At 57.7% G+C, this 20,075-nt stretch carries 14 protein-coding genes; 7 read left to right on the top strand and 7 right to left on the bottom strand.

Annotated elements, in window-relative coordinates; all coding sequences use genetic code 11:
* Positions 1-98: 98 nt before the first annotated feature.
* Positions 99-947, top strand: coding sequence for an NAD-dependent epimerase/dehydratase family protein (locus tag OKW44_RS23910; protein WP_018419615.1), 849 nt, complete (start codon positions 99-101; stop codon positions 945-947).
* Between the two features lie 80 nt (positions 948-1,027).
* Here the strand turns inward: OKW44_RS23910 and OKW44_RS23905 are convergent, their stop codons facing one another.
* The 7 genes from OKW44_RS23905 to OKW44_RS23875 all read right to left on the bottom strand — a co-directional run bounded on the left by OKW44_RS23905 (position 1,028) and on the right by OKW44_RS23875 (position 12,695).
* Positions 1,028-2,251 (bottom strand): class I SAM-dependent methyltransferase, encoded by a 1,224-nt coding sequence (locus tag OKW44_RS23905; protein ID WP_018419616.1) that lies wholly within the window; start codon positions 2,249-2,251, stop codon positions 1,028-1,030.
* Entirely contained in the window at positions 2,248-2,799 is a 552-nt protein-coding gene (locus OKW44_RS23900; protein ID WP_018419617.1) for a dTDP-4-dehydrorhamnose 3,5-epimerase family protein, read from the bottom strand. Before OKW44_RS23900 ends, OKW44_RS23905 begins: the two co-directional genes overlap by 4 nt.
* On the bottom strand, positions 2,796-3,875 hold the full coding sequence (gene rfbG, locus OKW44_RS23895) for a CDP-glucose 4,6-dehydratase (protein ID WP_026225630.1): 1,080 nt from the start codon (positions 3,873-3,875) through the stop codon (positions 2,796-2,798). The genes OKW44_RS23900 and rfbG overlap by 4 nt, the downstream gene beginning before the upstream one ends.
* Entirely contained in the window at positions 3,872-4,642 is a 771-nt protein-coding gene (gene rfbF, locus OKW44_RS23890; RefSeq protein ID WP_026225631.1) for a glucose-1-phosphate cytidylyltransferase, read from the bottom strand. The genes rfbG and rfbF overlap by 4 nt, the downstream gene beginning before the upstream one ends.
* Positions 4,643-4,804: 162 nt before the next feature.
* The gene (locus tag OKW44_RS23885; protein ID WP_162633926.1) at positions 4,805-10,612 is read right to left on the bottom strand and encodes a rhamnosyltransferase WsaF family glycosyltransferase; all 5,808 of its coding nucleotides are present in this window, start codon (positions 10,610-10,612) and stop codon (positions 4,805-4,807) included.
* Positions 10,613-10,618: 6 nt separating this feature from the next.
* Complete coding sequence (locus tag OKW44_RS23880) at positions 10,619-11,863, bottom strand: glycosyltransferase family 2 protein (RefSeq protein ID WP_018419621.1); 1,245 nt, start codon at positions 11,861-11,863, stop codon at positions 10,619-10,621.
* 55 nt (positions 11,864-11,918) lie between these two features.
* Complete coding sequence (locus OKW44_RS23875) at positions 11,919-12,695, bottom strand: CmcI family methyltransferase (RefSeq protein ID WP_162633927.1); 777 nt, start codon at positions 12,693-12,695, stop codon at positions 11,919-11,921.
* Between the two features lie 1,003 nt (positions 12,696-13,698).
* Here OKW44_RS23875 and OKW44_RS23870 point away from each other — a divergent pair.
* From OKW44_RS23870 to OKW44_RS23845, 6 genes are all read left to right on the top strand, one after another.
* Entirely contained in the window at positions 13,699-14,544 is an 846-nt protein-coding gene (locus OKW44_RS23870) for a glycosyltransferase family 2 protein (RefSeq protein ID WP_026225633.1), read from the top strand.
* On the top strand, positions 14,541-15,497 hold the full coding sequence (locus OKW44_RS23865; protein ID WP_018419624.1) for a UDP-glucose 4-epimerase family protein: 957 nt from the start codon (positions 14,541-14,543) through the stop codon (positions 15,495-15,497). The genes OKW44_RS23870 and OKW44_RS23865 overlap by 4 nt, the downstream gene beginning before the upstream one ends.
* A gap of 9 nt (positions 15,498-15,506) precedes the next feature.
* Entirely contained in the window at positions 15,507-16,538 is a 1,032-nt protein-coding gene (locus OKW44_RS23860; RefSeq protein ID WP_018419625.1) for an MraY family glycosyltransferase, read from the top strand.
* Positions 16,539-16,543: 5 nt separating this feature from the next.
* On the top strand, positions 16,544-18,424 hold the full coding sequence (locus OKW44_RS23855; RefSeq protein WP_026225634.1) for a polysaccharide biosynthesis protein: 1,881 nt from the start codon (positions 16,544-16,546) through the stop codon (positions 18,422-18,424).
* A 336-nt stretch (positions 18,425-18,760) separates the two neighbouring features.
* On the top strand, positions 18,761-19,135 hold the full coding sequence (locus OKW44_RS23850) for a hypothetical protein (protein ID WP_162633928.1): 375 nt from the start codon (positions 18,761-18,763) through the stop codon (positions 19,133-19,135).
* Entirely contained in the window at positions 19,122-20,075 is a 954-nt protein-coding gene (locus tag OKW44_RS23845; RefSeq protein ID WP_018419628.1) for an IS5 family transposase, read from the top strand. The genes OKW44_RS23850 and OKW44_RS23845 overlap by 14 nt, the downstream gene beginning before the upstream one ends.

Below are 20,075 nucleotides of genomic sequence, written 5' to 3'. Positions count from 1 at the left end.
TCGTCGGGGCGTGTTCTTGGTCGCGCTTGGGCGGGGAGTTAGTCCGCAAGGTATAGTGCGCCTCGACGAACAAGTAACCCGGATACAGGACACCTCCCATGAAAATCGTCGTAACTGGAGCCACTGGTTTTGTTGGCCGGCATCTCGTGCCCGAATTGCTTTCCCGTGGCCACGAAGTTGTCGCGGTCGTGCGGGAGATTTCAAAAGCGCACAGTTTTCAGTGGTCCAGTGAGGTTCGCATCGTCGCCTGCGACATTGGCTGTATAGAGCTCAATTTCTTTGATTTGTTAGGGAATCAAGATGCTGTCATCCATCTTGCGTGGCCAGGGCTTCCGAACTATCAGGCGCTGTTTCACTTCGAAGAGAATCTGCCCGCCGCATATCAGTTCCTCAAGCAGTGTGTGATGGCGGGTGTTTCGCAAGTCCTCGTGACCGGGACATGCTTTGAATATGGGATGCGAGACGGGCTTCTCTCGGAGACGCTGGAATCCCAGCCCGCGAATGCGTACTCGCTTGCGAAAGACACACTTCGCAAATTTCTCGAGAACTGGCGTCAGCAGCAGTCATTCACCCTGCAATGGGCACGATTGTTCTACATGTACGGCGAGGGACAAAACCCGCGTAGTGTACTTGCACAACTTGATCGCGCGATTGACGACGGCGATGCTGTTTTCAATATGTCGGGGGGCGAGCAGTTGCGGGACTACCTGCCAGTGGCGCAAGTCGCTCAGCGCTTGGCCGTATTGATTGAGCATCCTGAATTGAGTGGCATAACGAACATCTGTAGCGGCGTGCCGATCTCCGTGCGTCGGCTCGTGGAGCGAAGAATTGCCGAGCGGAACACGCGAATTGCACTCAACCTGGGGCATTATCCCTATCCCAGCCATGAACCCATGGCGTTCTGGGGAGATGCACGCCGACTGCAGTTGGTAGCTGCTGGGATTTGAGCTGGTAGAGAGGCGTCGGAGTCGCGCCGGACGGACGAGGCATCCGGCGGCGCGGGATGTGGTAGCTCGGTTCGCCGGTATCAGGAAACGCGCATCGCCGGCACGGCGGCGGCAAATCGCCCCCCCCATTCTCTTATGTAGGCGTGCTGATCGGTGATCTCGTGGAGAATGTTCCAAGGCAGTACGAGAACGATATCCGGACGGTGTTCGCGGAGTGCGTCTGTCGGAAGAATGGGGATGTGGCTTCCTGGCAGATACTTCCCTTGTTTCGACGGCGCCGCATCGCATACATACGACAGCAGATCCGGCTTCACCCCAGCATAGTTGAGAAGCGTGTTGCCCTTGGCGGCCGCACCATACGCAGCAACTTTTTTCCCGAGTGCTTTCTGTTCGAGCAGAAACTTGAGCAGGTCATTCTTGACCTGATCGGCTCGCGACTGGAAGTTGATATATGTCGAAAGCTCCGCGAGTCCAAACTTAGCCTCTTCGTCCAGCACTCTGGCTACCGACGGATGATTTTCGCGTTTATCATCGTGGTGGCACCCGTACACGCGGAGGCTGCCGCCATGCGTCGAAAGCTCATCCACTTGCCACACGCGCAGGCCTGCGCGGGCAAAGATCTTCACTACGGTTTGAAGCGACAGATAGGAGAAGTGTTCGTGGTACACAGTGTCGAACTGGACATGCTCGATCAATCGCATCAAATGCGGGAACTCCAGTGTGATCGTGCCATGTGGCTTCAGCGCTGCTTTCAAACCCGCGGTGAAGTCATTGATGTCGGGAACATGCGCGAAAACATTATTACCTGCGATGATGTCCGCTTGTTTGCTTTCTGCGGCGAGTTTCTCTGCGAGTGCTTGACCAAAAAACTCACGCAGCACCGGAATGCCGAGACGTTGAGCTACTTCTGCCGTGCTTGCAGTCGGTTCGATACCCAAACAGGGAATACTCAATTCAACGAAATTCTTGAGCAAATAGCCATCGTTCGATGCTATTTCGATCACAAGACTGTCCCGTCCGAGGCCGAAACGCTGAGTCACCATTTCGGAGTAGGTTTTCGCATGCGCTAGCCAACTCTGGGAGACCGACGAGAAATACGCGTAGTCCGAGTTGAATAGTTCATGCGCGCGAGCATAGTCCTCGGTTTGAACAAGCCAGCAATGTTGGCAGACAAAAAGCTTGAGCGGGAAGTACGTCTCCGGTGCCTTCAGGTCGCTTGCTCTCAGATAGGCATTGGATGGCGGTGCGAAACCCAAGTCGAGAAAGACGTGTTCCAGGGCGCTTTGACAGTGTCGGCAGTTCATACAGTTATTCCGCGAAACTGCGGCGTTATAAGTGGGTGTAATTGATCTCGTTGAGAGACCTCGGCGACCGCCAGCGGCCATGTGATGCGCAGCGCTGGATCATCGTGTCGTATGCCACCTTCTGCGGAGGGCTCATACGACGCCGTATGAAGATATAGCAACTCGCTTTCAGGCTCGATAACTTGAAACCCGTGCGCGCATCCCTCCGGAATGACAAGCATTCTTCCGTTATCAAACGAAAGCTCCTCTGCGTGCCATTGCAGAAAGGTTGGCGAGTCGGCCCGCAGATCGATGGCAACATCCCAGACCTTGCCGCGAAGGCAGCGAACCAGTTTCATTTCCGCGTGTGGTGCGCGCTGGAAATGCATGCCTCGTACCGCACCCGCGCGCATTGTCCTGGAGTGATTGATCTGTGTAATGTGGCGTCCGCCGATTATCGATCCGAGCTCTTTGTCACAGAAAACTCTTTGAAAAATCCCGCGATGATCGGCAAAGGGCGTGGCGTGTGCAACCATCACGCCGGCAATGGCAGTAGGCGTAACGTTCATGCTCCACACCACAGTGTGCCGATAGCTGCGGCATCCTCAACATATTGGTCGAGTTGGCGCGCACTAACGACGTCGCCGGACGCGAGCCATGTCCGATACCAGTCGGATGTGTGCCTCAATGCGTCGTCGATGCCCCACACGGGTTGCCAGCCAAGCAACGTGCGCGCCTTCGTGCTATCGAGCGATAGCAAACGCGCCTCATGCGGATGACTCTGCGTCGTCATGTGCCATTTGATCTCGGGCCACGACTCTGAAATGCGCCGCAGCACATCGGAGACTGAACGATTGCCATGGGAGTCCGGACCGAGGTTCCAGGCTTCTGCAAAGCGATTCTGTTCTGTCAGCAGTTGCTCACCGAGAAGCAAATACCCGCTCAACGATTCAAGCACATGCTGCCACGGCCGTGTTGCATTCGGCGAGCGTATTTCCAAAGAGGTGCCGTTGGCCAGAGCACGGACGAGATCGGGTATTAGCCGGTCCTCTGACCAGTCGCCGCCGCCGATAACGTTGCCTGCACGTGCTGTCGCGACGAGCGGCGCGTTGGCCTTCGGCATGAGCGACGCACGGTAGCTGGCCACGACGAGCTCCGTCGCGGCCTTGGATGCGCTGTAGGGGTCGTGGCCACCCAGTCGATCACACTCGCGATAACCCCAAACCCACTCATTGTTTTCGTAACACTTGTCCGTAGTGACGACGACGATGGCTTTCACACTCGATGTTGTGCGACATGCTTCGAGCACGTGGCACGTTCCCATCACATTGGTTGCCCAGGTTTCGACGGGGGCGGTATAAGAACGGCGCACGAGGGCTTGGGCTGCGAGGTGAAACACGATCTCAGGCTGCGTTTCCTCGACGACGCGTGCGACTGCATCTGGATCGCGTATGTCGATCCGATGGTCAATGACATCGAGCTTTAGCAGATCCCAATGATTAGGCGTAGTCGCCGGCGCAAGCGATGCGCCAGTGACGTGTGCCCCAAGCTTCGTCAGCCAAAGCGCGAGCCAACTTCCTTTGAAGCCTGTGTGACCGGTCAGGAGTACCCGGCGATTGAGGTAGGCGCCACTGAACAGATTCACGACCAGACCCGCCACGGAGGAGTAGTCCGCCACAATTCTTCCAGATGGTTCTTGTCGCGCAGCGTATCCATTGCCTGCCAGAAGCCGCGGTGACGGTACGACATGAGTTGTCGTTCGGCTGCGAGCTTGGGCAGGGGCGTGGCCTCCCAACTCGTATCGTCGCCGTCAATGTAGTCGAAGATCTCGGGCTCCAGGACAAAGAAGCCGCCATTGATCCACGCGCCGTCGCCGGCGGGCTTTTCCTGGAAGTTCAAGACGGCATCGTCGTGGGTATGCAGTGCGCCGTAGCGACCCGGCGGTTGAATCGCCGTTATCGTCGCCAGCTTGCCGTGTCGTTGGTGAAACGCGACGAGACGGTGCACGTCAATGTCAGCGACACCGTCGCCATAAGTAAAACAAAACGTTTCGCCACCGACATAGTCACGAACTCTTTTTAGGCGGCCGCCCGTCATCGTCGCCGGCCCGGTATCGATCAACGTGACTCGCCAGGGCTCGGCGTACCGCTGATGTACTTCCATGCCGTTTTGCTTGCTCATGTCGAACGTGACGTCGGACGTGTGCAAGAAATAGTTTGCAAAGTATTCCTTGATGACGTAACCCTTATATCCGAGGCAAATCACAAAGTCGTTGATCCCGTAGTGCGAGTAGATCTTCATGATGTGCCACAGAATCGGCTTGCCGCCGATCTCGATCATCGGCTTGGGCTTCAGGTGGGACTCTTCACTGATTCGGGTACCAAACCCGCCGGCAAGAATTACGGCTTTCATAGATGGCATGGAATGCAGCAGTAACTGTTTCGGGTTGTATTGGACGACCAGGAATGCTCAGAAAGCAAGCAGAGTGTACGCGGCCGATTCTTTTTTGAAAAGCGAGCGCTCCGCGCATGGGGGAGCCTTACTGACAGTAATGTTTCGTGACCTGTGGAACGGCTACTCATGTATATCGTTATGCCGGACAAATCCGGCGAGGCCGCGGATCGGCACATTGCTGGGCGAGCGTGACGCCAGCAAGTGACTCCAGGTCGTTTGCAGGCCGCTTAGCCCGTCGCCGATCAGACCGTTCTCGTTCTTCACAAAGGCCCTCAGTAGAGGTTCGTAGACCACGAGTCGTCCGGTACCGGCGGCGAAGCTTCCGAGCCATGCGCCCAAACTTCGCGTCGCGAGATTCGCAGGAGCTGCTTTGAGTGCATCGACCAGGAACGTGCGACGTGCAATCAGAAGGTCAGGGGATACTCCATCCACGCAATGCGGTTTGAGTCCCAGGGAACCGGCGCAGGGATCGCTCATCGCACGGCCCGCGATCGTGTCGCAGAGTTGTCCGCTTTCAGTTGACACCAACGCGCCCCGCAGGACTCTTCCCGATGTGTCGATGAGCGGACCCGTAACGGCGACAACCTTGCTCACCAGCTCGAAGTGCTTCAGAGAGTCCCATATCGCTTGATTCTCGATTGCCGTGGCCGACGGCCCAACAAGCATCGAAAATTCGCTCTCGGAATGTTCCAGAAGATCGAGCAAAACGGCGATTCCTTGCACGCCCCTCGATGGCGGGGCAATTTGACGCGCAGCGAATGGAAACTGCTCAGGTCCGCGTGCATCAACGCCGAGCGATATGAGGTCTATCGACGGAGGTTCCTTCTGCAAGCGCTTAAGATAGAAGTCTTGAATGCCGAGATCGAATGGATACGGCGTAACCTCGTAAAGATCCGGACGACGGCGCTGCGCGATGCCGCGAAGCACTGCCTGGATGGACATTGCGCTTCCCGAGAAAGAGCTGCCACTGTTTGAGAGCGAGCGCGGATGCTGGCGCCAGTGGTATAGAACTTCTCGAATATGCATCGGGTCATGACCGCTTTCGACAAAGCGGACAAGAATGTCCCAATCTTGCGCGTACTCTGCATCACCCGATGTGAACACGCCTAGCGTGAGTGCCAATTGCCGATGGAACAGTATCGTGTGCCATATGTACGATTGGGCGAACAACAGTACGGGGTCGAAGTCTGGCCGATAGTAGGGATGATCCAACGCATCTCCGATTAGCAGATCTTCGTCGGAATAGAAAATGACCCGGTCGGGATTGCTCTTCGCAGCGTCGGCCAGTATGGCAAGGGCATCCGGCGTCAAGAGATCGTCGGCATCCATCGAGATCGCGAAGTCACCAGTTGCGTTTTCGAGACAAACGCGTAGCCCGCCATGAATGCCGAGATTCACTTCGTGGCGCAGTGTTCGAAGCAGCCCTTCTTCCTCGAAGGCCGCTAGCGCCTTGTCGAGATCGGCCGGTATCGGACCATGCGCCAGGACGATCCACTCGGACGCTCTGTGACGTTGTGCGCGCATGGCTTCCGCAGTTGCACAGAACAGCTTCGTATCGGTACGTTCGTACACGGTCGTCAATACCGATATCATGGGCATATCGTCCATAAGACGAGGAGCTAGTGCTGCAAAGCGCTGTTCGATGTGCTGTGGAAAAGAAACCGCGTGGGGCAAGCGAATCAGCGGCGCGCCGGCTTCCTCAGGCTGATAGGCGCGCTGTCCGCTGCGATCCAGGTGGCGAGCGTATCCGACCGGATTTCGCATCAGCCTGCTGAACACTTCGGTGAATTCAGCCAGTTCCTCCCGCGATGGTGCGATTTCCTCGCCGGCTCCCGCTTTCACACCAGTCAGTGGCGTATAGATCACCCGCCGCCCGACAATACACGCAAGAGCGCCGAGCCACGGACCGAGCATCGTCAAGCTGATTTCTGCTGGCAATTTGTCGAGGTTTTCGATGAGGAACTCCCGACTCACCACACTGTGGCGTGCAGACACAGCCGCGACCGAACGTGGCTTCCAGCTTTGCGCGAAGTATCCGGAGTTGCTGAGCGAGTTGCCACTTTCAGGGCAGCCAATTGAACCACCATAGCCGAATACATATCCCCCTTCACGAAGCACTTCGCCATCGTGAATGCGGCCGCCAACGATCGCGGAATCTGGGAAAAGATCGAAATGCATGAGCACTTCGTCTGCAAAGTCATCTTCGGTGAGTTCACATGCGCGACTTTGCAAGTGGATGTACCGTACGCCTGCGTCAACCTGACCGATTGCAGTGCGAAGGCCGTCGCGCGACACGCGTTGCTCGAGCATTATGGTAGCGATGAGGCCTTGAATATCGCTGACGCGCCTCGCGTTCTGAGAACCGTCGGCGCAAGCGTGGCGTTGCTTGAAACGGTAGTCTGGCGTGCCGTCGAAAAGCGGTGAAAGCGCGACCTCATATTTGTCGAGCTTGCCGCGTGCGTCGAGGAAGCGCTCGAGCGCGGCCTTGTGAGACGCGTAGATATAAGGTTTGGCGCGGTAATTGCCCGACGTCGAAGCAGCATGCATGCGCCACGAATAAAGCACCTCTGGGATATGAGCGGGCTCATATCCGGCGTTGAGGAACCGTATGAACGTATCCCAATCGTGGCATCCCTCGGTGGCCGGATCTGAGTAGCAGCCGAGTTCGAGTGCTGTCTTTCGATCGATTACGGTCAGATGGGCGATGTAACACGAATGGACGAACAGAACGGGATCCCAGTCCGGCTTCAGATAAGCATCACGATGCTTGTGTCCGTCGGTCTTGTCTTCATCGGTATATGCGACTCGCGGCATTCCTGCTTGCTCCAGGAAGCTCGTAGCTGTCCGCACGCAATCGGGGAACAACAGGTCGTCGCTGTCGACCGGAACAATATAGCGGCCTTGCGCCCGCTCGAGACACCAGCGCATGCCGCCGACTATGCCCAGATTGTGTTCCACACGTCCAAGGCGTACCCGGCGATCCCGAGCGATTTCGTTCAGGACTTCCCACGTTTCAGACCTCCTCGAGCCGTTGTCCAGTATCAGCCATTCGAAGTCGGTTGTCGTATCTTGACCGAAGACAGTGTGGGCAAGGTCGGTGACAAACGACGGGTCAGTATCATAGACAGTCGTGACCAGACTAAGGAGGCGCGGGGTGTTACCTTCGACATACCGTTTGCGACGCACTTGCGCCCGCCGACGATAGAAGTTGGGTTTGTTGTCGATGAAGTCGTTTGCACAAACCACGGAAACGGGAGGTGCGAGTTTCGGAAGCGTTTCGCGGCGTGACACGCCATCACGGTGCAATTCCGTGACCAGGGCTTCCACTGCAGGCGAAAGGCTTTCGGACCAGCTGCGCGGCAAACCCAGTTGTGGCGCTGTTTGCCGGCGACCACGATCGTCGCTCAGCGCCCGCGCGCGCGCGAGAGCCAGAAGCATGTCGCCGATTTCTGGTTCTGCACCGATCAGATTGGGCGAGAGTGCCACGAGGCGCGCTGCCGTCTTGCTTCCAAACACAGTGGTGACCGCCAGTCCTCCACATGCGGCCATTTCGAGCGGTGGATAGCTTGGATGCGGCGAGAGCATCGAGGATAGGAGAATGTCCGTTCCCCGCATCTGTTCTGCGTATGCTTCAAAGCCGAGCCAGCTGGCTGGCGTGAGCGTATAGCCACGGCCAAGGGGGATCGGATCAAACGGTTCTCCCATTCCGATGAACTCCCAGCCACCGTCACCGAAAAGACCTTTCTCGACGGCCGCACATAGAACAGCAACGCCAAGCCCGAAGAGATTCCGCTTTGCGACTGTAGGTCGCGCGTAGAAGAGCAGGCGGCGAGGCGACTGAGTGTTACGGTTCTCAGGATGGAAATACGATCGGTCAATCGCGGGCTCAAATACGATGGCTTGCCGGCTGAAGTCGGCATTCGAGTAGCGGCCTACCCCTCGACTAACCAAATGATCACGCAGAAGACTGGTGTTGACGATGGGGACATGATCGAAACTGTACGAGGCTTCGGCATCTGCGAAGTTCTCGTTGGCGCCATAGAAGAGCGTCTCGTAGTCTTGCACCAGATAGTAAATGCGCTTGCAGCGAAGTATGTTTGTCGCTGATTTCGCGGTCTGCGCGGTCCACCACGCGGTGGCCAGCAGCACATCGTTATAGCCGAGGGCCAACGGCTTCGTCCGGTCACTGCCATTGAAAAACTGGACGTCCAGAATGTCCGCCTGGAGGCCAGTCAACCGATGAAGGTGCGACTTGATTCCGTCGAGATCGTCATCGAGAGGTAAGTCAGTCGATACGAAATGGACCGGGATGCCCGCGTTGGCGAGTAACATGCCCAGGATATATGCCGTGTTGGGGCCGCCGGTGGCGTGTTGCACCTTAAGGGATGGCAGCAGGATCCTCAGGGTAGGAGTCGAACTCAGGCTCGGATCGACGAACACGCTGAGTGGTTGATTAGGCAGCAGAAAGCCCAACGCAACAGTGCCCGTGTTATCGCGACGCAGACGAAGAATCGTCTCGGCGGTCAGGTCCCCCGTTTCCTCATACAGCTTGATCGCTGCATCTAGTTGCTGTACTGCCTCGACTTTTCCATGCGGCAGTCGTCCTTCGCGGATCCCGTGGAGAACATAGTGCACCAGCGGATTGATTCCTGCCGCGGCTACGTCCGGATATTGCGAAACGTACCATTTCGTATCGAAGTCGGGACTTGGAGCGCGGCCTTCGGACGCACCGGACCATAGGAAGTGAACTAGCGGGTTGAACTGGGCATCGGCGACGTCCGGATTGGTTTCCAGGTACCAGGCGCTGTTGAACAACGGATGTGGGCTTCGTCCTTCGCGAGCGCCTGACGTGATGAAATGGACCAACGGGTTGAGTCCCGCTGTCGCAACGTCGGGATAGGTCTCGAGGTACCAGTCAGTGTCAAACAAGGGGTGGGGGTCACGTCCCTCGCGAGCGCCCGCCCTGATGAAATGCAGCAACGGGTTGTCGCCCGCTGCCGCGACTTCGGGATTGCTCTCGAGATACCAATGGGCGTCGAACAACGGATGCGGATCGCGTCCTTCGCGAGCACCCGACGTGATGAAATGGATCAAGGGGTTGAGTCCCGCTGTCGCTACGTCGGGATAGGTCTTGAGGTACCAGTCGATGTCAAACAAGGGGTGGGGGTCGCGTCCCTCGCGAGCGCCAGCCCTGATGAAATGCAGCAACGGGTTGTCGCCCGCTGCTGCGACGTCGGGATTGGTCTCGAGATACCAATGGGCGTCGAACAACGGATGCGGATCGCGTCTTTCGCCAGCACCCGACGTGAGGAAATGGATCAACGGATTGCCACCCGAGGCTGCCAGGTCCGGGTTGCCCTTGAGGTACCAGTCTGTGTCGAACAAGGGATGAGGATCGCGGCCCTCGCGAGCGCCTGACCTGACGAAATGCATCAACGGGTTGACGCCCGCTGCCGCGACGTCGGCATTGGTCTCGAGATACCAATGGATATCGAACAACGGATGCGGATCGCGTCTTTCGCGAGCACCTGAAGTGACGAAATGGACAAACGGATTGAGACCCGCTGATGCGACGTCGGGGTTGTGCTCGAGGTACCAGTCGGAGTCGAACAAAGGGTGTGGATTGCGGCCCTCCATCAATCCGTGTCGGAGGAAATGCGACAGCGGCTTTAGCCCTTTTTGCGGGACATCGCGGTTCGACGACCGATACCAACCGGAATCGAACAATGCAAATACGCCAAGACGCGGACGGCCGCCTGCCATCGACAGGAAACATAGCCTGAGGAATACTTTGTACCGCGAAAGCGAGGGGCGATTTTTCCTGGTCATGATTGAAAACTCGGAAACGCCGGAAGGAACGCAAGCTTCGGCGAAGGTTTGACACAATCGGACTTTTTCGAGGACCACTTCGTCATTCGCATTATCCAAAGAGTCTCAACGGGGCGCGTTGCGTTGAAGAATGGAATCGGCGTTTTTTTCCAGCCAGCGAAAGGCATCTCCGATGTTTACGTGGTTACCGATATCGTGATGGTATATCTTTGGCGGGTGGTGGATGTTCAACAACTCACTGATTCCGTAGACCACCATCGGCCGCGGCAGCGTCTTGACGCGATCTAGCATCACAAACGTCCATAGCAGTCTTTCGGCGTACTGTAGATCACGTGGATCGAAATCCGTCATTTTTTGCCTGAAGAATTGTCGGCTCAATGTCTTGTTATATGCACTGCTTTGGGCGAGCTCGAATATCTGGATCCGACGATAACGACGAAGATCGACACGCAAGTCAATGGAATCAGCCAAATGTTGCTTCACGAATAGTGCAGCTATCAACCAGTTTCTATAGTGGCCAGTGCCGGGATGGCGCAATGCGCGGATGATTTCGTCGTCTCCGGCAGCAAGCCTGGCTTCCGAAACCGATTCGCCGAAGAATTCGCGGAATCCTTCTTCCTCTCTGTCGTTTGCGTGAAAGAAACCGAACGAGCGCTTGGAGATGCCAATAATGACTTCAGCGGTTGGCGTGACAACTATCTTTTTGGCCGTCAAGAAAGTCACGAAACTGGCGAAGAAATCCGGATAGGGCGATTGGAAAAAAGCTGGTTCTGAGCCATTGCGCTGCACGAATTCGCGCCGCCAGACATAATGCTGAGCGTTGAAACTTATCAGATGCCGAAATCTAAGAGCCTGCTGTCCGAGTTGCCTTGCCTTTTGGTTATTGAGTACATAGGGGGCGGGGGAATCGTCAAACAGGCTGCTGTTGTTCACCGTGCACAGGTAGCCCTCTGCCTCATTGGGAAATACATCGGGGTACGCATAGTGATATGCCATGCAGTAAACGACGTCCGGATGCGAATGAGCTTCGATAATATCGCTCATCCTCTGAATGAAACCTGGCGTCAAGGCGTCGTCGTCGCCCAGCATTACGATGTAGTCGCCGGTCGCCGCTTTGAGCGCACGGTTCCAATTGTCGGTTACTGAAATCGGCGAGTCTCCGCGAATGTAACGGACCGGAACTGAAGTAATTGTCCGCACATAATCGATATAATTTTCACTGGAGTCGTTGTCGGAAATGATGATTTCCAGATTTCTTTCGTTCTGTGCCAGGACGGAGTCGACAGCGTGTTTTAATAGTTCGAGTCGATTTCGGCTCGGTAATAAAATCGAGAAAGACGGTCGCGACATTCTGTTTCCTGATCTCCAAGACATCATCGTTATTGGGTGGCGTGCTGGGATAAAATCAGCGCCTGCGCAGGAATCCTCGTGGATTCATCGTCAATAAGAATCGCTCGCACGAGCGATCGGCATAGAAGTGATCGTTCTCCGCCAGGAACAGGTCGACGGCTTCCCAAGGGCCGGGGCCAAATTCCGCATAAGTGGGGTGACCGTTTATGTTGGTATCCTCAACGACTAGGAAACCGCCCGGTTGAATGAAGCGCTGATAAAGCCGCAATTCCTGAAGGACGTGCTCGCATCGATGATCTCCGTCCAAGATGATAAGGATATTGCGTTTTCCATCCGCGGCTTTGGCGACCTTATCGATCACGTCATCGGCGATGCTGTCCCCCGTCAGATAGGTAATCCGAGGATGTCGCGGCCGAATCGGATCATGTGTGGCATCAATGTCGATGGTGATAACCTCTCCAAAGCCTGCCAGATCGCATACGGTCGCGAGGTACAGTGCACTACCGCCTTTGTACGTGCCTACCTCGACAATTAAATCTGGACGCTCGCGGACGATCAACTCTTGATAAACCCATAGATCGAGCGGGCACTTGAACATTTCGTAGCCCATCCATGAGAGGACGATGGTATGAAGACCGCGAAAGTTATCTATTTTTCGATAATACAAGTCTGAGAACGATTCGACTAGTTGTCGCTCCTCATTTGTCAAATTCGGTTCCGCAAAAGAGGCCCGAAATGTCCCCGGATGCATGCTTGTCCAAGGTGCTGCGGCATGTGCACCGTGTTCCATGCTTTGCGTGGCGTCCATGAGTTTTTGAATGCGCTTAAACATGATAGCTCCCATTGGGAATGTCGGTGCGCCCCGATACCGTATCTCCCCAAGGTCATGGTGTACGGCCGGTTAGGTGGCCACCGATCGTTCTCACATTCTGGCGCGCTCGCAAAAACGATTGGAGGTGCGGCATCGTCATTGAAGCGGGCCCTTGACGCTGAGGGGGCGTGGCCTGGATTAACGTCAAGTTGATTCGGTGGTGGGGGAAGGTGCACGCGGCTCTGGATCTCGCTTGGCTTCTTCGCCTGTCCAGTACTGATTCCATGTACGTAGCCGCTCGAACGCGATCGGCCGTATCAGGCAAACGTTCGTCACGCGCGTTACTTCGATGCGAGCTTCGCCGCTGAAATCGCGGATAGTAAAGAGTCGCCGTGACAATGCAGGTGCGCTGTTCAATGTTGTCAATCCGGTAGGGCTTCGGGGCGGCTTGCCAGGAAGTCGCAGGCCGTCATGCGAATACGTGACTTGATTTTGAGGCAAGCGTTAGTTGACCTGTTCCGCCGCGTCCGGTCAAGACACCGATATCAGGCGCATTGTTGCGGCGCCCGGAGCGGAAGCAGCATGCTCGAACATCATCATGGTGACGAGCGTGCCACACATGTTTGCGGGTGGATAGGTCGACTTTTCAGTTTGTCACCAACCGTTTGTCAATCGTGCGGGATCAAGAGAAGTCGCCTCTGCGTAGGCTTCATGACGCGCTGCCGCCAGCGCCAACGACTCTCGGGCAGTCCGAGGGCGGTCAGCATGCGAATGGGAGGAGCCGCGTATTGGAGCGGCTCGACTTGCTGTTTCGTTGTTTTTGCGCAACTTTCGTAGAATGTTCCGGGTAATTTGCTGTGCGGACGCAATACGGCATTTGCTTCTAGTGCGTCTCGACATGCCATGGAAACTAGCGTAACAAACAGCAAATTCGGTTGCCGAATCCGCAGTTTTTCAGCAAAATGCCTGCTCTTACGGCCCTCAAATTTAAAATTATTGTTTCACGACACATCGGTTTGTCAAAATGATTTCTTCAGATGAGCCGCGTTCCGAAAACGGGGGCTTATCCGTTTCTCTTGTCGTATTCAGGCCGGAAGAGCGGTTGTTGTCCTCCACTCTCGCCAGCTTGGGGGCCGCGTGCAGCGAATTGCGCCAGTTCCGCCCTGATGTCGCGATCAATGTATGCATCGTGGATAACGGCGATCTTCCGGAAATATCGCAGGCCATTGGCGCGTTGACCGGCTCAGGCGTGGCTTGCGAAATCCTGAGCGATCACGGCAATGTCGGCTATGGGCGAGGCCACAATCTGGCGATCCAGCGGTTCAAGAGCGAGTATCACCTCATTTTGAATCCGGACATCGATCTCGAGCGCGATGCATTGACAACAGCGCTCGATTTTTTCGATGCGAATCGGGAGGTGGGTCTTATCACGCCGCGAATTGGCGATCAGGAAGGGCGCATCCAGTATTTGTGCCGCCGCTATCCGACCCTGGTCGACCTGTTTATCCGCGGTTTCCTTCCGCGAAGCATTCACCGTCTCTTCGAAAAGCGGCTTGCGCGCTACGAAATGCGCGATCTGATCAACGAGCACGACATCGTCTGGGATCCACCCATCGTCAGCGGCTGCTTCATGCTGTTCCGGACGAGTGTGCTGAAGAAACTCGACGGCTTCGATCCTCGCTACTTCCTCTATTTCGAGGACTACGACCTGAGCCTGCGAACTCACGAACTCGCGCGTATTGCATATGCGCCCATGGTCCGCGTGCTGCACCATGGCGGCGGCGCCTCGCGCAAGGGTTCAGCGCATGTCCGCATGTTCGCCGCCTCTGCTTTCAAGTTCTTCAGGCGGTTCGGCTGGAGGTGGCTATGAGCCGCGTGCTAGTTACCGGCGCAAGTGGCTTTGTCGGACGTTCATTGTGCCGCGCGCTGACCGCCGAAGGCCACGCCGTGACCGCGCTCGTTCGGCAGCCGGGCTGTTGCACGGTCGGCGTGCGCGAATGGGTTCACGACAGCGAGAACTTCAAGGACGTATCGGCCGCCTGGCCGCAGGATTTGCGGCCCGATTGCGTTGTCCATCTGGCCGCGCGCGTCCATGTCATGCGCGATAGTGCGGCCGACCCGGATGCAGCGTTTCGCCAGATGAACGTGGGCGGGACGATGCGGGTAGCAGGGGCGGCGCAGCGCCACGGCGCGCGCCGCTTCGTGTTCGTCAGTAGCGTCAAGGCGCAGGCGGAGATCGATCCGGGGCGCCCGTTGCGCGAAGACGATCCGCCGTGTCCGCAAGACGCTTACGGGCGCTCGAAGGCCGAGGCCGAACAGAGCCTCACGCGCTACGGTGCGGAAACGGGCATCGAAATCGTCGTGGTCCGCCCGCCACTCGTCTATGGCGCCGAAGTCCGCGCGAACTTTCTGCGGCTGATGGACGCCATCGCCAAGGGCGTGCCGCTGCCGCTCGGCGTCATCGCGGCCAGACGGAGCATGGTCTACGTAGAGAATCTTGCGGATGCTCTGAAGCATTGCGTAACGGATCCGCGCGCGGCCGGCGGCTGCTTCAACGTTGCCGACGACACCAGCCTGACCGTGGCCGAATTGGCGCGCACTCTGGGCAGGCACCTCGGCAAGCCGGCGCGCCTCGTACCGGTTCCTGCCAGCTGGCTGCACGCGGCGGGGCGGCTGACGGGGCGTCAGGCCCAGGTGGAGCGACTGATCGGGAGCCTACGCCAGGATACGTCACATATTCGCGACGAACTCGGGTGGCAACCGCCGTACTCGACGGACGACGGGCTGGCTGCCACTGCGCGCTGGTACCGCTCGACGCATTGAGGGCAATCGATGCTGACTGCCGATCACGGGTTGTTTCCCTTGCCGACTGCCGTGCTGGTTGCGATTTCCGCCGCGATAGGCTGCGCGGTGCTGCTCTGGTTCTTGCTAACGACCGGCCTCGCCTGGCGGCTTGCGACGGACATTCCGAACGAGCGTTCGCTCCATCTACGTCCGACGCCGCGCGTCGGCGGCTGGGGCGTCGTTCCGGTGGCGGTGGTCGCTATTCTTCTGACGGCTTCGTCGCTCTGGATGATCGCATGCGCCGTTGTTTTCCTCGCAGCGATGTCCCAGATCGACGACCGCCGCGGGTTGCCGGCGCGCGTTCGGTTTGCCGGCCATCTCGCCGCGGTAGCCGTCCTGGTGGCGGTCTATCCTGCCGACGTACCGTGGTGGATGCTGACGAGCCTCGCCTTTTTGATGCTCTGGCTCGTCAATCTTTACAATTTCATGGACGGTGCCGACGGGCTCGCCGGCGGAATGGCATTGTTCGGTTTCGGTGGCTACGCGGTGGCGGCGCTGATAAGCGGGCATCCGGTGCCCCAGCTGGGCTTTGCGAGCGCGGCCGTAGCGGGTGCCGCGGCCGGCTTTCTACTGTTCAATTTTCACCCGGCGCGCATCTTTCTCGGCGACGCTGGCTCGATTCCTCTCGGTTTCCTGGCGGGCGCCCTCGGTTACTGGGGTTGGCGCGAAGGCGCGTGGCCGATCTGGTTTCCAGCCATGGTTTTCGCCCCGTTCATCGGCGACGCTTCGGTCACTCTGGCGCGTCGCCTCGTCCGAGGAGAAAAATTTTGGCAGGCTCACCGCGAGCACTACTATCAACGCATGGTTCGCTCGGGCATGGGGCACGCCTGGACAGCGCTTTACTGGTATGTAGTAATGCTCGCGGGCATAATACTTGCCGTTTCTACGCTTGGTCGGTCTGTGCAAGTGCAGTGGAGCTTCGTTATTGCATGGGCTGTCGTGCTCGTGCTGATAGGTGTCGCCATTGATTGCCGCTGGCGTCGCTTTCAATCAATTGCCTCCGAACAACCAAAGGTGTGACGCCGATGCTTCGAAACAAAGCCTCATGGCTATCGTTCAGCGCCTTCCTGTTCGATCTGTCCGCAGTGGTGGGCACGTGGCTTTCCGCCTATCTGATCCGTTTCAACGGTCCCATTCCCCACGATTTCTGGATGGGCGCGTTGCACGCGCTAGTCTGGGTCCTGCCGGTTTACGGTTTGATGTTCCGCATCTTCGGCTTGTACCGCGGCATGTGGGTTTTCGCGAGCCTGCCCGATTTGATGCGCATTTCCAAGGCGGTCATCGCGGGCGGGATCGTGGTCATGGTCGCCGCGGTGATGATCCAGCCGATTCCCATCGTCCCGCGCTCGGTCCTCATCGTCTCGCCAATCCTGTTGTTTCTCGTGATGGGAGGCGCCCGTGCGCTCTATCGCGCGACCAAAGAGTTTTACCTGTACGGCGGCCTCGTCGGCCAAGGCAAGCCTGTGATCGTTCTCGGCGCGGGCAACGCGGGCGCCACTCTTGCCCGCGAGCTTTCCCGCTCGGGCGAATGGCGGCTCGTTGGCCTGCTAGACGATGATCCCGCCAAGCATGGCCGCGAAATCTATGCCCATAAGGTGCTCGGTCCCATCAGCGATCTGGCCCACTGGGCCGAGACGCTGCGCGTCGAGCACGCGATCATTGCAATTCCGTCGGCCTCCGTCGACACCCAGCGACGCGTCGCCACGCTATGCGTGCGCGCCGGCGTGCGTGCAATGACGCTGCCCGCGCTCACGCCGCTCACGCAAGGTCAGGCGTTCCTGTCGCGCGTGCGGCAGATCGATCTCGAAGATCTGCTCGGCCGTGACCCGGTGACGATCGACACCGATCACGTCGCCGCGCTGCTGAAAAACCGCGTCGTGATGGTGACGGGCGCGGGTGGCTCGATCGGCTCGGAGCTGTGCCGGCAGATCCTGCGCTTCGGTCCCGTGCAACTGGTCGCATTCGACATCTCCGAGTTCTCGATCTATCGCCTGAATGAAGAACTGCGCGACAAGTATCCGGAAGTGTCGGTGGTGCCGATCATCGGCGACGTGAAGGACTCGCTTCTGCTCGATCAGGTGATGGCGCGCTACTGTCCGCATATCGTGTTTCATGCGGCGGCCTACAAGCACGTACCGTTGATGGAAGAGGTCAACACGTGGCAGGCGGTGCGCAACAACGTACTCGGCACGTACCGCGTCGCGCGCGCGGCAATCCGCCACGACGTCGCGCATTTCGTGCTGATCTCGACCGACAAGGCCGTCAACCCGACCAACGTGATGGGCGCGAGCAAGCGGCTCGCGGAAATGGCGTGCTCGGCGCTGCAGCAGCAGGGGGCGCGGCGTACGCAGTTCGAGACCGTGCGCTTCGGCAACGTGCTCGGCAGCGCGGGCAGCGTGATTCCGAAGTTCCAGGAGCAGATCGCGCGCGGCGGGCCGGTGACGGTTACGCATCCGGAAATCACGCGTTTCTTCATGACGATTCCCGAGGCGTCGCAACTCGTGTTGCAGGCGTCGAGCATGGGGCGTGGCGGTGAGATTTTCATTCTCGACATGGGCAAGCCGGTGCGAATCGCCGATCTAGCGCACGATCTGATCCGGCTGTACGGCTTCACCGAAGAGCAGATTCGCGTCGTGTTCACGGGCCTGCGCCCGGGCGAGAAGCTCTACGAGGAACTGCTCGCGGACGACGAAACCACCACGCGCACGCCGCACCCGAAGCTGCGCATCGCACAGGCGCGCGAGGTGCCGGACAGCCTGATCGACAATCTGCTGCCGTGGCTGATGCAGCATCGCGTGCCGGCCGACGATGAAGTGCGGCGCGATCTGCGGCGCTGGGTGCCGGAGTATCTGCCGGCGACGGCGACGACGCTGCGTAGTGTGGCGCCAGCGACGCGGGTGTCGTAGGCTTCCGCTGCCGCGAGTCATCGGAGAGTAGTCGAAGCATTGAATCAGTACCCGCGAAGGCAGGTCATTTGACCCGTTGAAATTGGCCGTCGGAGTCGGATGTTTATCGATAAGAGCCCCTACAGACATGCTGGGGCTTTTTTGGGGCTCTTCGCAGATTTCCGGGGAAGGTCTCTGTTCGGACCCGAAGCGGACTTGTGGCGCGAAATTGAATACCAATCAGCGGACGGTCAAATGCCGGTCAGCCAGAACTCGTGAGCGACGGATACCATCAAAGCACGTGCTCTCGCCAAATCCGCCAGTAGAATCCATGAATAACATTAATAAATTGAGCTCATGAGATTCGATCCCAATGGTCCCTCCATACCGGATATCCTTCTAGAACGCTGTGATGCTGGTCGCGTCGTGTTTCTGTGTGGTGCCGGAGTTTCGTCGCGATCCGGAATGCCGACCTTTGTCGGCCTCACTCAGTACGTCATAGAATTCTTCGACCCGCCAGCCGACTCAGAGATCATGGTCGCGTTCCGACCATGGCTGGACGGTCAATCTGCGGCGAATGTCCCACTCGATCAAATCTTTAATCTGCTCCACCTTGAATACGGTAAGGATGAAGTTAAGGAAGATCTGCAAAAGTCCTGGCATTGCCTTGCTGCTGAGCTATCCTGGAAACAGAGCGAATTAGGTGAGGGGCAACGTGATGACGCAGCTTGATCTTGGTCTGGACCTGTCAACGAAGCGCACGCGCAAGCGGGAATTTCTCGATGAGATGCAACGCGTTGTGCCCTGGTTGAAGCTGATCGCGCTGATCGAGCCGCACTATCCCACGGGCAAAACCGGTCGGCCGCCGTTCCCGATTGCAACGATGCTGCAGATTCATTTCATGCAGCAATGGTTCGGTCTGTCAGACCCTGCTATGGAAGAGGCACTCTATGACGTGCCGCTTTATCGCGAGTTCGCGGGTCTGGACGGCGCGATGGTTCGCTTGCCGGATGAAAGCACGATTCTCCGGTTCCGCCACCTGCTGGAGACGCACGGACTGGCGGTGCAAATGCTGGCGCTGGTCAATGAAATCCTGACGGAGAAAGGCCTGATGCTTAAGGCTGGGTCGGCAGTCGACGCTACCCTGATTGGCGCGCCCAGTTCGACAAAGAATGGCTCCGGCACGCGCGATCCGGAAATGCAATCCACGCAGAAAGGTGGCAACTGGTACTTCGGGATGAAAATGCATGTCGGCGTGGACGCCGACTCGGGCCTGGTCCATACGGTCATTGGAACGGCGGCCAATGTTCACGACATCACCGTAGCCCAAGCGTTACTGCATGGTGAAGAAACGGACGTGTATGCGGACGCCGGTTATCAGGGTATCGAGAAGCGTTGTGAGACTGACGCGGTTCGTTGGCATGTGGCAATGCGACCGGCAAAGCGCAGGAAACTGGATCTGAGCGACTCGTTGGACGCGATCTACGATCAGATCGAACGCCTGAAGGCGGGTATTCGGGCCAAGGTCGAACACCCGTTTCGCGTCCTCAAGCGGCAGTTCGGTTACCTCAAGACCCGCTATCGTGGTTTGATGAAGAACATCGCCCAGATCACCACGCTGTTTGCTTTGGGCAATTTATGGATGACGCGCAGAGCTTTGCGCAAAGCTTGA

The organism is Paraburkholderia lebeckiae, from assembly GCF_050436325.1.
GTDB lineage: Bacteria > Pseudomonadota > Gammaproteobacteria > Burkholderiales > Burkholderiaceae > Paraburkholderia > Paraburkholderia tuberum.
The sequence above is the reverse complement of the archived record's forward strand: the minus strand, read 5'-3'. Positions and strand labels throughout refer to the sequence as shown.

Bases quoted from the DNA above. Each gene is read 5' to 3' on its own strand.
- OKW44_RS23860 (WP_018419625.1), top strand. From the start codon at position 15,507: ATGCTGACTGCCGATCACGGGTTGTTTCCCTTGCCGACTGCCGTGCTG.
- OKW44_RS23850 (WP_162633928.1), top strand. From the start codon at position 18,761: ATGAGATTCGATCCCAATGGTCCCTCCATACCGGATATCCTTCTAGAA.
- OKW44_RS23865 (WP_018419624.1), top strand. From the start codon at position 14,541: ATGAGCCGCGTGCTAGTTACCGGCGCAAGTGGCTTTGTCGGACGTTCA.
- OKW44_RS23900 (WP_018419617.1), bottom strand. From the start codon at position 2,799: ATGAACGTTACGCCTACTGCCATTGCCGGCGTGATGGTTGCACACGCC.
- OKW44_RS23905 (WP_018419616.1), bottom strand. From the start codon at position 2,251: ATGAACTGCCGACACTGTCAAAGCGCCCTGGAACACGTCTTTCTCGAC.
- rfbF (WP_026225631.1), bottom strand. From the start codon at position 4,642: ATGAAAGCCGTAATTCTTGCCGGCGGGTTTGGTACCCGAATCAGTGAA.
- OKW44_RS23845 (WP_018419628.1), top strand. From the start codon at position 19,122: ATGACGCAGCTTGATCTTGGTCTGGACCTGTCAACGAAGCGCACGCGC.
- OKW44_RS23870 (WP_026225633.1), top strand. From the start codon at position 13,699: ATGATTTCTTCAGATGAGCCGCGTTCCGAAAACGGGGGCTTATCCGTT.
- OKW44_RS23875 (WP_162633927.1), bottom strand. From the start codon at position 12,695: ATGTTTAAGCGCATTCAAAAACTCATGGACGCCACGCAAAGCATGGAA.
- OKW44_RS23910 (WP_018419615.1), top strand. From the start codon at position 99: ATGAAAATCGTCGTAACTGGAGCCACTGGTTTTGTTGGCCGGCATCTC.
- OKW44_RS23880 (WP_018419621.1), bottom strand. From the start codon at position 11,863: ATGTCGCGACCGTCTTTCTCGATTTTATTACCGAGCCGAAATCGACTC.
- OKW44_RS23855 (WP_026225634.1), top strand. From the start codon at position 16,544: ATGCTTCGAAACAAAGCCTCATGGCTATCGTTCAGCGCCTTCCTGTTC.